The organism is Hymenobacter daecheongensis DSM 21074, from assembly GCF_900141805.1.
GTDB lineage: Bacteria > Bacteroidota > Bacteroidia > Cytophagales > Hymenobacteraceae > Hymenobacter > Hymenobacter daecheongensis.
Genome location: NZ_FQYN01000005.1, coordinates 178,556 through 193,819, shown reverse-complemented (window position 1 = coordinate 193,819; position 15,264 = coordinate 178,556). Strand labels below are relative to the sequence as shown.

12 protein-coding genes are annotated in these 15,264 nt (G+C 61.3%); 9 read left to right on the top strand and 3 right to left on the bottom strand.

The window, feature by feature from the left end; translation table 11 throughout:
- Positions 1 to 138 precede the first annotated feature (138 nt).
- The 3 genes from murB to BUB62_RS11395 form a co-directional block, all read right to left on the bottom strand.
- A complete protein-coding gene (murB, locus tag BUB62_RS11405; protein ID WP_073110145.1) occupies positions 139 to 1,170 on the bottom strand; it encodes a UDP-N-acetylmuramate dehydrogenase in 1,032 nt (343 codons plus the stop codon).
- A gap of 172 nt (positions 1,171 to 1,342) precedes the next feature.
- Positions 1,343 to 2,752 (bottom strand): sugar MFS transporter, encoded by a 1,410-nt coding sequence (locus BUB62_RS11400; RefSeq protein WP_073110143.1) that lies wholly within the window; start codon positions 2,750 to 2,752, stop codon positions 1,343 to 1,345.
- Between the two features lie 97 nt (positions 2,753 to 2,849).
- Positions 2,850 to 3,872: a hypothetical protein gene (locus BUB62_RS11395; RefSeq protein ID WP_073110140.1), complete on the bottom strand. Its 1,023-nt coding sequence runs from the start codon at positions 3,870 to 3,872 to the stop codon at positions 2,850 to 2,852.
- A 92-nt stretch (positions 3,873 to 3,964) separates the two neighbouring features.
- Here BUB62_RS11395 and BUB62_RS11390 point away from each other — a divergent pair, with 92 nt between their 5' ends.
- The 9 genes from BUB62_RS11390 to BUB62_RS11350 all read left to right on the top strand — a co-directional run bounded on the left by BUB62_RS11390 (position 3,965) and on the right by BUB62_RS11350 (position 15,153).
- Positions 3,965 to 5,158: a THUMP domain-containing class I SAM-dependent RNA methyltransferase gene (locus BUB62_RS11390; RefSeq protein ID WP_073110137.1), complete on the top strand. Its 1,194-nt coding sequence runs from the start codon at positions 3,965 to 3,967 to the stop codon at positions 5,156 to 5,158.
- A 194-nt stretch (positions 5,159 to 5,352) separates the two neighbouring features.
- Positions 5,353 to 7,242, top strand: a complete 1,890-nt coding sequence (locus BUB62_RS11385; protein ID WP_073110135.1) for an alpha-amylase family glycosyl hydrolase — start codon at positions 5,353 to 5,355, stop codon at positions 7,240 to 7,242.
- Between the two features lie 160 nt (positions 7,243 to 7,402).
- Positions 7,403 to 8,218 (top strand): mechanosensitive ion channel family protein, encoded by an 816-nt coding sequence (locus BUB62_RS11380; RefSeq protein WP_073110132.1) that lies wholly within the window; start codon positions 7,403 to 7,405, stop codon positions 8,216 to 8,218.
- A 42-nt stretch (positions 8,219 to 8,260) separates the two neighbouring features.
- On the top strand, positions 8,261 to 9,523 hold the full coding sequence (locus BUB62_RS11375) for an AAA family ATPase (protein ID WP_073110130.1): 1,263 nt from the start codon (positions 8,261 to 8,263) through the stop codon (positions 9,521 to 9,523).
- Positions 9,480 to 10,130: a DUF4276 family protein gene (locus BUB62_RS11370; RefSeq protein WP_143164127.1), complete on the top strand. Its 651-nt coding sequence runs from the start codon at positions 9,480 to 9,482 to the stop codon at positions 10,128 to 10,130. Before BUB62_RS11375 ends, BUB62_RS11370 begins: the two co-directional genes overlap by 44 nt.
- Positions 10,131 to 10,233: 103 nt before the next feature.
- On the top strand, positions 10,234 to 12,468 hold the full coding sequence (gene recQ / locus BUB62_RS11365; RefSeq protein ID WP_073110126.1) for a DNA helicase RecQ: 2,235 nt from the start codon (positions 10,234 to 10,236) through the stop codon (positions 12,466 to 12,468).
- A 182-nt stretch (positions 12,469 to 12,650) separates the two neighbouring features.
- Positions 12,651 to 13,457 carry a LexA family transcriptional regulator gene (locus tag BUB62_RS11360; RefSeq protein WP_073110123.1) on the top strand — a complete coding sequence of 269 codons (807 nt, stop codon included), beginning with the start codon at positions 12,651 to 12,653 and terminating at the stop codon, positions 13,455 to 13,457.
- Between the two features lie 190 nt (positions 13,458 to 13,647).
- Positions 13,648 to 14,367, top strand: coding sequence for a pirin family protein (locus BUB62_RS11355; protein ID WP_073110121.1), 720 nt, complete (start codon positions 13,648 to 13,650; stop codon positions 14,365 to 14,367).
- Between the two features lie 72 nt (positions 14,368 to 14,439).
- Positions 14,440 to 15,153 (top strand): GAF domain-containing protein, encoded by a 714-nt coding sequence (locus BUB62_RS11350; protein ID WP_073110119.1) that lies wholly within the window; start codon positions 14,440 to 14,442, stop codon positions 15,151 to 15,153.
- Positions 15,154 to 15,264 lie beyond the last annotated feature (111 nt).

Below are 15,264 nucleotides of genomic sequence, written 5' to 3'. Positions count from 1 at the left end.
AAGACGAGAAGGAGAGGAGTTGGGAAGAGGTTGGCGAAAGGGCATTTCCACAAAGATCCTTATTCGTAGGCGAATTGCACAAAGCCCGCAGATTAAAAATATGTTATCTGCTATAAACCACCAAACCGCCGCGGCCGCCTACAGAATATTCACTTCCGGGTGCAGCTCTACGCCGAACTTCTCGCGCACGGAAGCAATGATTTCGTGGGCCAAGTCGCGGATGGCGGCCCCCTGGGCCCCGCCGTGGTTCACCAGCACCAAGGCCTGCTGATCGTGCACGCCGTGGGCACCGAAGCGGCGGCCCTTCCAGCCGCACTGCTCAATGAGCCAGGCCGCGGGCACCTTCACGCCGCCCGGCACCGGGTAGCCGGGCAGGCCGGGGTACTGGGCTTTGAGGGCATCGTATTTGGCCTGCGAAAGCTCGGGGTTTTTGAAAAAGCTGCCCGCGTTGCCAATCTGGGCGGGGTCGGGCAGCTTGCTGCGGCGGATGCGCATCACGGCCTCGCTCACATCCTGGGGCGTGGGGGCGGTTTCGATGCCCATATCGGCCAGCGTGGTGCCGATGGCCCCGTAGCTGGTGTTGAGCTGGTGGCGGCGGCGCAGGCGCAGCACCACGCCCGTCACGATGAACTGGTTGCGCAGCGGACCCTTGAACACGCTTTCGCGGTAGCCGAAACCGCACTGCTCGTACGAGAAGGTGCGCAGCTGCCCGGTGCTGATTTCCACGGCCTCCAGGTGGTCGAAGGTGTCCTTCAGCTCGGCCCCGTAGGCACCGATGTTCTGCAGCGGGGCCGCGCCCACCGTACCCGGAATCAAGGATAGGTTTTCGATGCCGCTCAGGCCCTGCCCCAGCGCATACTCCACCATGCCGTGCCAGCTCTCGCCGGCCCCGGCCCGCACCAGGGCGGTATCGGTGGCCTCATCCTGAGCCGTGATTTCGAGGCCCATAATCTCGTTTTTGAGCACTACGCCCGCGAAATCCTGGGTGAAAAGCAGATTGGAGCCGCCGCCCAGCACGAGCTTTTCGGCCTGCTGCACCTCGGCCAGCGACAGCAGCCCGCGCAACTCCTCCACGCTCTGGAAGCGGGCAAACAGGCGGGCCTTCACCTCCAGGCCGAAGGTGTTGTAGGGGCGGAGCGAAACGTCGTGTTCGAGCAAGGGAGCGGGCATGGGAAAGCGGCTGAATTTGCGGCAAAGGTAACCGCTGGAATAGCTATTGGCTGCAAGCTTCAAGCCTCTGTTTTGCCAAGAGCTAGAGTAAGTCTGCGGCCAGCTAAAATTCTTGGCTTGTAGACCGGAAAAAAGCTTGAAGCTTGCGGCTTACAGCTTGCAGCTAAAAAAATTACCGCACCCGATAGCCGCTCAGGGCGTAAAACAGCAGGTAGAGGTAGCAGAGCATGGGCACCACGAAGGCCAGCTGCAGGCCGCCGCCGTGGGTGGCAATGAAGCCCATCAGCGGTGGAATGAGGGCGCCGCCCACGATGGCCATAATCAGGTAGGAAGAGCCCTGTTTGGTGAACTGGCCCAGCCCGGTGATGGCCAGCGGGAAGATGACGGGCCACATAATGGAGTTCATCAGTCCGCAGAGCACCACCAGCCAGAGGGCAGTTTCGCCGTGGCTGAGCAGCGACGCGCCCACTAAGGCGGCCCCGGCGGCGCACACGGCCACCAGCAGGGCGCGGTTGTGGAAGCGCAGCAGCAGCGGAATGCCCACCAGCCGGCCCACCAACGAGCCAAACCAATACGACGACACCAGCACCGCGCCCACGGCTTTGGTGAAGCCGGCGGTGGTATCGATGGGGGCGGCTTCCTGGCCGAACAGCACCAGGGCGTAGTTGGTGGCCACGTTCAGGCCCCGCACCAGGCTCTGGGTGAAGCCGGAAAGCTGCTGAATGCCCTGGCTTTCACCGTAGCGGATCAGAAATGAGCCCAGCCCGACTTCCACGCCCACATACACGAAAATGGCCACGATGCCCAGCACCAGGTGCGGAAAGGCCAGGGCGCTGGTGCGTTGGCTTAAGCTGGCGGTGCCTGCCGCGGCGGCCGGGGCCTCGTCGGCATCCATGCCTTCAATTTCAGGGAGCTTTACCAGGAAGAAAAACACGCCCGCCAGCAGCACCAGAAACGCCGCCAGCCCCATGTAGGGGCCTTTCACCAGCTGGGCTTCCTCGCCCAGGCGCTGGGCCAGGGGCAGGGCCGCCAGCCGGGCCTTCAGCGCCACCGAGCCGCCGAACAGAATGAGCCCGCCCACCAGCGGCGAGAGGCTGCCGCCGAAGTTATTGGCCACGCCCACGATGCTCACCCGCGCCGCCGCCGACCGGGCCGGCCCCAGCACGCTCACGTAGGGGTTGGCGGCCACTTGCAACAGCGTGATGCCCGCGCCCAGCACGGCCAGCGCCGTCAGGAACAGGCCGAAGGCCCGCGAGTCGGCGGCCGGGATGAACAGCAGCGCCCCGCCGGCCATTACCAGCAGCCCCACCACGATGCCGCGCTGGTAGCCCAGCTTTTTCAGCACCCAGCCTGCGGGCAACGACATCAGAAAGTAGGCCCCGAAAAACGCCGACTGCACCGCCGACGACTGCAGATCGGTGAGCTGACACACGTCCTTGAGGTAGGGCATCAGCACGTCGTTGAAGTTGGTGACGGCCCCGAACAGGAAGAACAGGGTGGTCATCAGCACCATGGGGCCGGCGTAGGAGCGGGCAGCGGGTAGGGCGGTGGGAGTGGAGGAAGAAGCGAGCGGAGCGGCCATGCAGGCAGAAATGAAGGATGAGGGGCTTAAAGATAAGAAGGCGCCATCAAGCTGCTACCGGCCACCGCCACATGAGCTAGGCAGCGGGAGCGGGGCGCTACAGCGGGCACTGCCGGCGCAGCTGCTGGTAGCCGGCGTGGTCGTCGAGGTTGGTGATGCTCTCGAACATGCTGATGAAGGTGCGCACCAGCTCCGGATCGGTGGTTTCGAGGGCGCGAGCCTCGTCTACCCGGTCGAGGTTGTACTGACCCACAAACACCACTAAAGCGCGGTAGGGCTCGTTGGCCTCGGCATTGTAGCGAATGAAAAGCTGCAGCGGCAGCACGGGCAGCGTGAGGTGGGGCGGCACGCCAGCGGCCCGCTGGGCGGGGTGGTCGGCAAACAGCTCGAAGGTTTCGCGCACCTGCCGCAGCGTGGCTAAGTGCAGCAGCCGGTGGTCGTCCCACTCCGTCTGGCTCAGCGGCTGCTCCGGGTGCAGATGCTGCCAGAGCTTGGCTGAGTGAAAGTGATAGAGCGAGTTGCCGGCCGGCGGGGGTGGGAAGTCCAGCGGGTCAGTTTCGGCATCGAGGGTGGCCAAATAAAACTCGCGGGCGTCGCGGGCCCGCTCCAGCAGCAGCTCATGAATGCGGTCGGTGAGGGTGCGCAGCTCGCGCTGGTTGAGGGCGGGACGATGGTGGCGGGCGTAGAAGGTGCCGATGGCAGCCGAATCGGTCATCAGGGCCATATATTCGCTGTGCTGGGCCTGGGCCAGAAAGTCGCGGATGGCCCCCATGATGGGCTGGTAGCCTTTGTAGAGCTGGCGAGTGGCGTCGCTGATAGTGGTCACGGCCCCGCGAATCTGCTCTTCCACGGCACTGCTATGCTGCACCAGCTGGCGGGTTTCGTGAGCCATCTGCTGCATCTGGTGCAGGGCCTCATCGGTTTTGCGCGCGCCCTCCGAGGCGGCTTTCCAGCTTTGAAACGCCGCAAACAGACCCAGGAAAGAGGCTACGCTGCCCACAATGGAGTAGTGCCCGTTCACGGCCTGGTAGAGCTGAATGCCGAGCAGGGACAGCATCAGAAACACTACCAGGTAGAACAGCGAGCTTTTATTGGGGTCGAAAAGAAAGGAGTGACGCATGGGCGGGCCGCGGGCTAACACTGCAAAGTAGCGGTCTGTACGACATATTGCCGACCTTTGCGGCTTCTCTCCGCCCCAAACACCCCCGCTCCATGTCTGAAAACCGCCGCGACGCCTCCTTTTTTATGACGGCTACCACCCAGTTTGGGCTGGAAGAAGTGCTGGCCCAGGAGCTGCGCCAGCTGGGGGCCAAAATCGAGAAGATCGGGCAGCGGGCTGTCGAGTTCACCGGCACCAAGCAGCTGCTCTACGAGGCCAATCTGTGGTGCCGCACCGCCGTGCGCATCCTCAAGCCCTTTGCCCACTTCCTGGCTCCCGACGAAAAAGCCCTGTACCGCGAAGTCGGCCGCATCGACTGGAGCGAGTACATCGGCGCGGAGCAGACCTTCGCCATTACGGCCGTGGTCAATAAATCTACCTTCGAGCACTCCTTATATGTGGCCCAGCTCACCAAAGATGCCATCGTGGACCAGTTCCGCAACCGCACCGGCGTGCGGCCCAGCGTCGATGTGAAAACGCCCGACATCCGGCTGCACCTGCACATGATTGAGAATGAGGTGGTGCTCAGCCTCGACTCGTCGGGCGACTCCCTGCACCGCCGCGGCTACCGCCAGCAAACCAACGCCGCCCCGCTCAACGAAGCCCTGGCCGCCGGCCTGCTGCTGCTGGCCGACTGGGACGGCAAAAAAGCCCTCATCGACCCCATGTGCGGCTCCGGCACGCTGCTCACCGAGGCCGCGCTCATTGCCCAGCGCATCGCGCCCGGCCTGTATCATCAGGGCAAATTCTGCTTCGAGAACTGGGCTGATTTTGACCGCGCCCTCTGGGAATCGGTGCGGATGGATGCCCGCAGCGCCCGCCTCGACGAGCCCCAGGCCTACCTGGCCGGCTCCGATCTGTCGGCGGAGTTCATTGAGCTGGCCCGCGAAAATGTGGCCGCCGCCGACCTGGAAGACTTCATCCGGCTGGCCGTGCGCGACGTGAAAGATGCCAAAGCCCCCGCCAATGAAGCCCCCGGCCTGGTGATGATGAACCCACCCTACGGCGAGCGAATCGGCGAGGAGCAGGAAATGGAGAGCCTCTACAAAACCATCGGCGATACGCTCAAAACCGGCTTCCAGGGCTACGATGCATATATTTTTACCGGCAACCTGCAGGCCGCCAAGCGCGTGGGCCTGAAAGCCTCGCGCCGCATTCCGCTCTTCAACGGGCCCATTGACTGCCGCCTGCTCAAATATGAGCTGTACCAGGGCAGCCGCAAGGCGGCGCGGCCGGAGCAGGAGTAGAGACGCATACTTGTGTCTCAATCGTCTGCGCTGCTCGGCCGATTGACGTTCAACGATTGAGACGCAAGTATGCGTCTCTACCTCGGCCGCCGGAGCAAACGTCCCCGTTTTTGTTGCGCCGTTTATTTACTATTGCAGCTGCGCCTGGTTCCGGCGGCCCCACTCCATATTTTTTCAAAAATTCCCCTTATCGTATGAAACAAAGCTATTTCGGCCTGCTGCTGGCGCTGCTGCTGCCCTTGCTGGGCTTGGCCCAATCGGCGCCGGGCATCACCCGCATCAACCCCACCAACTGGTGGGTGGGGATGAAAAACCCCAGTTTGCAGCTGCTCGTGTATGGCCCTCAAGCCGGCACGCTCACCTACACCATCACGTATCCGGGGGTGAAATTGGTGAAAGTCAATACGGTAGAGAATCCCAATTACGCCTTTCTCGACCTGACCATTGCGCCCACGGCCAAGCCCGGCAAGGTGCAGATCATCGGCAAAAAAGGCACCCAGACCATCAGCCAGACCTGGGAGCTGCGGGCCCGCGACAACACCCCGAAGGGCCAAGGCGTGACGGCCGCCGACCTCATCTACCTGGCCATGCCCGACCGGTTTGCCAACGGCGACCCGGCCAACGATAAGTTTGCCGACCTGGCCGACCCCAACATGGACCGCGCCAACCCCTTCTACCGCCACGGCGGCGACCTGCAGGGCGCGGCCCGGCGCATCGGCTACCTGAAAGAGCTGGGCGTGACGGCCGTGTGGTTTACGCCCGTGCTCGAAAACAACCAGCCCCTCACCAACGAGGGCGGCACCATGCGCTCGGCCTACCACGGCTACGGCTTCACCGACCAATACAACGTGGACCGCCGCCTGGGCGGCAATGCGGCCTACAAAGCCTACGTGCAACAGGCCCACGCCGCCGGCCTGAAGGTGGTGCAGGATGCCGTGTACAATCATGTGGGCCAGAACCACTGGATTCTAAAGGATATGCCCATGAAAAGCTGGCTGCACCAGTGGCCCACCTACACCAATACCAGCTACCGGCAGCAGCCCATCACCGACCCGCACGCGGCCCAGATCGACAAAAAGGTGACCCTCGACGGCTGGTTTGTGCCCTTCCTGCCCGACCTGAACCAGCAGAACCCGTATGTGGCCAACTACCTCATCGAAAACGCCATCTGGAGCGTGGAGAACTTCGGGGTAGATGCTTGGCGCATTGACACCTACATGTACAACGACCAGCCATTTATGAACCGCTGCAACGCGGCGCTGCTGGCCGAGTACCCGCGCATTCACATCTTCGGCGAGTCGTCGGTGAACAACGTGGTGGACCAGTCCTACTACGTGAAGAACAAGATTGACTTCCCCTTTAAATCCAACCAGCCCGGCGGGCTTGATTTCGTGCTGGAAAGCGCGGTGCTGGGGGCGCTGAAGGATGTGGGCAAGCCTGAGGCTACCAGCTGGGATGGCGGCCCTCAGCGCGTATACCAGGCCCTGGCCCAGGATGCCGTGTATCAGGACCCCACCAAGCTGGTCACCTTTCTCGATAATCACGACCACAACCGCTACCTCTCCGAAGTAGGCGACGACCTGGATAAGTTCAAGATGGGCCTGACTTGGCTGCTCACCACCCGCGGCATCCCGAGCATGTACTACGGCACCGAAATCCTGATGAAGAACTTCAAGGATCCTTCCGACGCCGAGGTACGGAAGGATTTTCCCGGCGGCTGGCCCGGCGACAAGGAAGATAAATTCACCGCCGCCGGCCGCTCGGCCCGCGAAAACGAAGCCTTCGACTTCGTGAAAAAACTCGCCACCTACCGTCGCGACCATAAGACCCTGCATTCAGGCCGGCTGATGCAGTATCTGCCGGAAAAGGGCATATACGTATACTTCCGCTACGATGCCACCGGTACCGTTATGGTGGCCACCAATGCTATCGACAAGCCCGCCGCGCTGCCCACGGCCCGCTTCTCGGAGCGCATGAGCGGCTTCACCAAAGCCCGCAACGTGCTGACTGGCGAAACCCTCAGCAGCTTAGCCACGCTGCAGCTGCCGGCCAAAACGGCCGTGGTGCTGGAGCTACTGAAGTAGCCCAAGCAGCCCGGAGAAAAGCCCGAAACTCGCTGAATAAGCGGTTTCGGGCTTTTCTGCTGTTGGCCTGAGGCTTATGGCTGGCCACGGCTCATGGCTGAATCAGGGATTTTGAGTATAATCAGCCGCCCTGTTCTCATTCGTACTTCAGCCAGCAGCCATGAACCGCATCACCACCTACGCCGAGCAGCTCCAGACGCTGGCCGTGCTTTATCTGCCGCGCGTGTTTATGGCCCTGCTGGCGTTGGTCATCGGCTGGTGGATTATCGGCCGCGTCAGCCACCTTATCACCGTATCCACGGCCCGGCTCGACGTGTCGCTGCGCTCGTTTCTGACCAGCCTGGTCAATATCGTGCTGAAGGTGCTGCTGCTGATTTCGGTGGCCGGCATGGTGGGCTTCGAAACCACTTCGTTCGTGGCCATTCTGGGTGCGGCGGGGCTGGCCGTAGGCTTGGCGCTGCAGGGCACGCTGGCCAACTTTGCCGGCGGCGTGCTTATCCTCATCTTCAAGCCCTACGTGGTCGGCGACATCATCGAGAGCCAGGGCAAAACCGGAGAGGTGCGCGAAATTCAGATCTTCAACACCATTCTGGCCACGCCCCAGGGCGACACCATCATCCTGCCCAACGGCGCCACCTCCAACAATGTCATCGTGAACAAAAGCGCCCAGAGCCGCTCCCTGGTCGAGATTCTGGCCGACGTGGACAGCGCCACCAGCCTCGACGAGCTGCGCCGCTGGGCCGTGCCCCTGCTCCAGGCCGACCCGCAGGTGCTGCCCGACCCCGCGCCCCAGGTCGGCATCGTGGCCCTCAAGCCCGGCGGCATGACGGTGGCTTTCCGCGCCTACACGCTGGCCGGCCACACCATTCCCGCCTACGGTCGCCTTATCGAGCAGGTGCAGCGGGCGTTGGGGCAGCAGGGCGTGAAAGGCCCCGTGCCGGTGTCGCACACCTACACGCGGGCCTTGGCGGAATAGGGCCAAAACGGCGTACTTTGCGGCCTGCCAGACCGTATTTGTATGTCTACCACTCCCGCCGCCGTTCCTCGCCTCACCTACCTGCGCATCCGCAACTACCGCGCCCTGCACGACCTGGAGCTGCGCGACCTGACCCCGCTCACGGTGCTCGTCGGCCCCAACGGCAGCGGCAAATCCACGGTGCTCGACGCGCTGGCGTTTCTGGCGGAAGCAGTCAGCGGGAATCTGCAGCAGGCGTGGGAGAAGCGAAATCGGTTTGTGGGAATGCGGACGCGGGGGCAGGAGGGGCCGATTGAGTTTGAGGTGGGAGTAAAGTTGTCTAAAGCAGGAGCGAACCTCCGCTACTATTGTGCATTTGATGAAAAAGGTGGCTCGGTTTCACTTGTTGATGAACGATTAGAAGCTTTCGGTTTAGATAATTCTAATAGAAGTGAAGTTATCTTCTCAATGATTAAACCGGTTAATGAGAAGCGGAATGCAATTCAAATTAAGTCATCAAAAAAGCATTCTACTCAAACTGGTGAGGAGTACTTTGTAATTGAGGAGAATGAGACAAATCCCACTGTTAAACAACCGTTCCTATCCTTGGTAAGGATGGTAAAAATTCCTTACAATAATCAAGTCAAAGGTGTAGTAGATACAATTAGATCCTACCGCTACATCAGCCTCACCGACAACCACAAAGGCTATTCCGACGAAGGCCCCCGCGAAAAACTGTCATCCTCCGGCGACAACCTGCCCAACGTCCTCTATTACCTACACCTGAAGCACCCGCGGGTGCTCGAAACCATCATTACGGAGCTACGGAGGCAGATTCCGAACCTGGCCGAAGTGTTGACCGAAGTGACTTCTGATGAGCGGCTGCTGCTGCGGTTTCGGGATGCGCCGTTTGCCAAGCCGCTGCCGGCCCAGTATATGTCGGATGGCACGCTGCGGCTCACGGCCCTGCTCACGCTGCTGCACGAGCCCGACGCGGCCGGCCTGCTGGGCCTGGAAGAGCCCGAAAACGAGCTGCACCCGCGCCTGCTGCCCCGCCTGGCCGAAGCGCTGCTTCAGGCCACCGAGAAGCGGCAGTTGCTGGTCGCAACCCACTCGCCGACTTTGCTGAATGCCCTGGAACCCGAGCAGGTCTGGATTCTGCACCGCGCCGCCGACGGCTACACGCAAGCCACGCGCATTGCCGATATGCCCGACATCGTGGCGATGGTAGAGGAAGGCTCACCGCTGGGCTACCTCTGGACGCGCAACTTCTTCGAGGTCGGTGACCCGCTCGACCGGGACTCCATCCAACCGGCGCGGCAGTAGTATGCAGGTGGTGTTTCTACTGGAAGAGGAATCGGCCGAAGCCGCGCTGAAGCTGCTGGTGCCGCACCTGCTGCCCGCCGGTTGCGTGCCGCGCTACCGGGTGTTCGAGGGCTGCAAGGATTTGCTGGGCCAGTTGCAACCGCTGCTGCAAGGCTACCGCCGACGGCTCGCGCAACCGGGACAGCAGGATCTGCGGGTCGTGGTGTTGCTCGATGCCGATGGCGTGGGTCCGCGCCGCCTGGCTGAAATGGAAGCCAAAGCCACCGCCGCCGGCCTGCTGACCTACGGGCAAGCTACAGCCGGTCAGGAGTTTCACGTATTCAATGCTCTGGCCGTGCAGGAGTTGGAAGCCTGGTTTCTGGGCGACCGGGAGGCCATAACGGCGGCATATCCGGCAGTGCGCGGCCAGCATTTCAAAGGCCTATCCAAAGATCCGGATACCATCACCGATACCTGGGAGCGGTTGCAGCAACTGTTGCAGAAAGCCGGCTACCCAGCCGCCAAAACCAAGGTGAAGTGGGCCGAAACCATCACCCCACACCTCGATCCGGCCCGCAACGAATCGGCCAGCTTTCGGTATTTCGTGGCGGGTTTGCGAGCGTTGTGAGCGTTCTACCGCAGCAGCGGGCCGCACCATTTCCGCCCGTTTTTGGTTAGCTTACTCCGATAAAACTCCCCAAACTCCCGTTTTACCGTCGTATTTTTACCGAATGTTATTTGCCCCCGAAGCCCTCACGCCGACCATTGAATCGGCCCGGCGCGTCCTGAAACAGTATTATGGCTACGATTCCTTCCGGCCCATGCAGGAAGACATCATCGCCAACATCATGGCCGGCCGCGACACGGTGGTGCTCATGCCCACCGGCGGCGGCAAATCGGTCTGCTTCCAGGTGCCGGCCGTGGTGATGGAGGGCGTATGCGTGGTCGTATCGCCGCTCATTGCCCTGATGAAGGACCAGGTAGAGGCGCTCAAGGCCAACGGTATATCGGCCGAGTACATCAACAGCAGCGTGGGGCAGAGCGAGCAGAACAGCATTGCCGGCGACTGCCTCAACGGCCACCTCAAGCTGCTCTACGTGAGTCCCGAGAAGCTCGTGTCGCCGGGCTTCACGCAGTTTCTGAAGCGCCTGCGCATCAGTATGTTCGCTATTGATGAGGCGCACTGCATCTCGTCGTGGGGCCACGATTTCCGGCCCGAATACACCCAGTTGCGGCTGCTGCGTGAGCAGTTTCCGCAAGTGCCCATCATTGCCCTCACCGCCACCGCCGACCGCCTCACCCAGCGCGACATTCAGCAGCAGCTGCGCATGCACGAGCCGCAGGTGTTCCTTTCCAGCTTCGATAGGCCCAACCTCAACCTCATCGTGCGCCCCGGCCAAGACCGCGTGGGCGGTATCCTGGAGTTCATCGAGCGCCACCCCAACGAGTCGGGCATCATCTACTGCCTCTCGCGCAAGCAGTGCGAAACGCTGGCGCAAAAGATTCAGCAGAAAGGCATTAAGGCCGGGTTCTACCACGCCGGTATGACCGCCAACCAGCGCAGCGCGGTGCAGGAAGGGTTTTTGAAGGACGACCTGCAGGTCATTGTGGCCACCATCGCCTTCGGCATGGGCATCGATAAGAGCAACGTGCGCTGGGTAATTCATTATAACCTGCCCAAAAACATCGAGGGCTACTACCAAGAAATCGGGCGCGGAGGCCGCGACGGGGCCCCGGCTACGGCCGTGCTATTCTACAGCTTCGCCGATGTGATGAGCCTGCGCGAGATGCTCACCAAGGACAACCCCAACCTCACCCAGCTCAACCTAACCAAGCTGGAGCGCATGCAGCAGTTTGCCGAGGCCGCCAGCTGCCGCCGCCGCATCCTGCTCAACTACTTCGGCGAAACCCTGCCCCACGACTGCGGCAACTGCGACATCTGCCGCAACCCGCCCACCACCTTCGACGGCACCCTGCTGGCTCAGAAAGCCCTTTCCGCCGTGGTGCGGATGCGGGAGCGGGGCAGCATCGGCCTGCTGATTGATGTGCTGCGCGGCATGCGCAATCAAGCCGTGCTCAGCGGCGGCTACGACCAGATCAAAACTTACGGCGCGGGTGCCGACCTGCCCTATCTGGATTGGTACAGCTACATCCACCAGATGCTGAATGATGGCCTGCTCTACATTGCCTACGAGGAAGGCTACGCGCTGAAAATGACCGATTTGGGCCGCGAAGTGCTGCAGGGGCAGCGCCAGCAGTCGATGAAGAAGTTTCAGGTGGCGGAGAAGGCCGAGAAGCTGCCGCGGGGTAAAAGAGCGCCGCGCGGCACCGGCAAAGCCACCGATACCGGCACCGACCTGTATGAGAAGCTGCGCCAGCTCCGCAAGCGCATCGCCGACGAACAGAACGTGCCGCCCTACGTGGTATTCTCCGATGCCACGCTGCAGGAAATGGCCGCCGAGCGGCCGGTTTCCCGCGTGGCCATGCTGGGTATTTCGGGCGTGGGCATGAAGAAATTCGAAACCTACGGCGAGCAGTTTATCCGCGAAATTCTGGCCCAGGGCGGTGCCCCCACGCCCGACGATGCCGCCGCCGCCGACCAGACTTCTCTCGGCCCCGACGATGAGGACACCCGCCGCCCGCGCCGCACCCGCGAGCCCGGCGACACCCACGAAAATACGCTGCTGCTGCACCGCCAGGGGCTTACGGTGGATGAGATTGCCGAGCGCCGCAACCTAGCGGCCAGCACCATCCGCGCCCACATCGAAACCCTGTACGCCAAAGGCCAGCAGATCCGACTGGAGGAATTCCTGAGCCAAAGCGAGTACGCCGAAATCATGACGGCCCGGGCCCAGCTCGGTGGCGAGCCGCTGCTGCGCGACCTGTTCGACCATCTGCGCGAGAAGTACGACTACTTCAAGCTGCGGCTGGCCGGGCTGTATCAGAAGCGGCTGAGCGGGAAGTAAAATTCAGAAGTTAGGTTCCCGCAGAGGAGCGCAGAGGTTGAACGACCTCTGCGCTCCTCTGCGGGAACCTTTTCACTACAAAAAAAATAAAGCTAATTGAATTAGTAAAGTCTCGTCTTTGTTGCTAATTTCACGAGCCGGTAACCCTTTGGTTTCTAATCTATTCCCGGCTCCCCTAGGCGATGATTAACACGAACCTGAAATTCTGGCGGCGCGAACTGAGCCTGACGCAAGCGCAGATGGCCGAAAAGCTGAACATAAAACGCTCCTTAGTAGGGGCTTACGAGGAAGGCCGCGCCGAGCCCAAGCTCAGCACGCTGGTCAATATGGCCCGCCTGTTCGGCATCACGCTCGACTCTTTGGTGACCAATGACTTCACCAAAAAGAGCGTGCAAAAGGCCGCCCTGCGCCAGGTAACGCCTATTCCGTCGGATGATCCGAACCCGACGCGGCCGGCCGGTAACCTGCGCATTCTGGCCCTCACCGTGGATAAGGAGCAGAACGAGAACATCGAGCTGGTGCCGCTGAAGGCGGCCGCTGGCTACCTCAACGGCTACGCCGACCCCGAGTTCATTGAGGAACTGCCCAAGTTCCGGCTGCCCATGCTCGGCAGCGGCGGCACCTATCGCGCCTTCGAAATTGCCGGCGACTCGATGCTGCCCATCGCCTCGGGAACCGTCATTGTGGGCCGCTACGTAGACGACTGGCTGACGCTGAAAGACGGCACGCCGTGCATTGTGGTGAGCAGCAAGGAAGGCATCGTGTTCAAGCGCGTGTTCAACCGCCTGAAAGACGGCGCCACCCTCTCGCTGCACTCCGACAACCCCGTGTATTCGCCCTACGAAATTAATGTGGAAGACGTAGTGGAAATCTGGGAAGCTAAGTCATACATCAGCAGCACGTTCCCCATTGCTGACTTGTCGCTCTCGCGTCTGGCCAGCATCGTGCTGGATCTGCAGCAGCAAGTGAGTACTATGCGCAAAGTGTAGCGCCGACTTTCTGCAGCACGAAAATCCGTTGCGCGACGAACTGCGCGAGTAGCAACGACTTAGATTGTTGTTAGAACTCGCGGGGCTCGTCGCGCAACGGATTTTCGTGCTATGGGGAGCCGGCGTTAACTTCGTTCAGGGTTAGCGCGTATGCGTTAGCCAATTCGCTTCTTCCTCACTTCCGACCCCTATGCTGAAATATATCCCCGCCTCCGACCGTCATCATGCCGCGCCCGTGAGCTGGCTGAGCAGCTATTTCCTGTTCTCCTTCGCCGACTACTACGACCCCAAAAACATGCATTTCGGGCCGTTGCGCGTGTTTAATGACGATAATATCGCGCCCAACTCCGGCTTTCCGCAACACCCGCACTCGGAAATGGAAATCGTGACCATCGTGCTGGATGGCGAGGTGACGCACGAGGATACGATGGGCAACAAAACCACCATTCCGAAGGGCGAAGTGCAGCGCATGACGGCCGGCACCGGCCTGGCCCACGGCGAAATGAACCGCACCGACAAGCCCCTGCATATCTACCAGCTCTGGTTTTTGCCCAACCAAAAAGGCCTCGCGCCCAGCTACGAGCAGAAAGACCTCGACTTTCTGGATTCCAAGAACGAGCTTATGCCGCTAGTGTCGGGGCAGAAGGTGCTGGAAGACGTGGTGTACATGAACTCCAACAGCACTATCTATTGGTCGAACCTGAAGGAAGATAAAGAGGTTGAGTTCAAGACCTTTCCCATCCGCAATACCTTCATCTACGTGAAGGAAGGCACCGTTTTCGTGAACGGCACCGAGCTGGGCCCCAACGACCAAGCCCGCATGACCGACGAGCATGTAGTGCAGATCCGGGCCAAAAAAGACGCCCAGTTCATCCTGATTGATTTGCCTTCGAGCGAGGCTAATTACTAACGGCGGCTGAGTCGCTCCATCCGGTGCCGGGTTCCCTAGCTGCTAGGGAACCCGGCGCTATTTCCATCCCTCATGAACACTAGCTACCCCGATTCTCTGGTGCCCGCCAACGATGCGGCGCGCCTGCGCACGCTCTACCAGTACGACATCGTCAATACCACGCCCGAAGCTATTTTCGACGATTACACGGCCTGGGCGGCCCAGCTGTTCAACACGCCCATCTCGCTGATTTCATTGGTGGATGACGAATACGTGTGGTTTAAATCTGTGACCGGGGCCGAAGGAATTCCGGGGCTGCCGCGGGTGGAAAGCATGTGCTCGGCAGCCATTCTGCAGGAGCAGGCGGTAGTTACTTCCGACTACAAGCCGGAAAGCTGCACCCTCATCAAGCCCGACGTGGCCCAAGCCATCGGGCTGAAATTCTACGCCGGCGCGGCCCTGCAGATGCCCGACGGGGCGCGGGTGGGGATGCTGGCCGTTATCGGCCGGGAGTTTCGCACACTTTCCGAGAAGGAAACCGCCGTTCTGGCCCGGCTGGCCCAGCTGGTCAGCCAGACCATTGAGCTGCGGGTGCGCTACCTGCGGGCCGGGCAAGAAGAGGAGTGGGAGGAAGCTCAGGCCGAGCTGGCCGACACCCTGGACGAAAACTCCGCCCTGGCCCGCTACCTCAACTCCCGCAACCAGGGCATCGACTACGAGGACGACGAAGTAGCCCAGCTCATCGAGCGGCGGCTGGAGGGTTTGGCGAAGGTTCTGAAGCGGCGTATGGCGCAGGCGGCGGGATAGAGTAAGGGCCTTGCAGTGTCACCGCTTTATAGTTTGTGTTGCCTGGCCCGAAAGGCAAAAAGCCTCGCCCGTACCCGGCGAGGCTTTTTGTTTTCCAAAGATTCAGAAAAA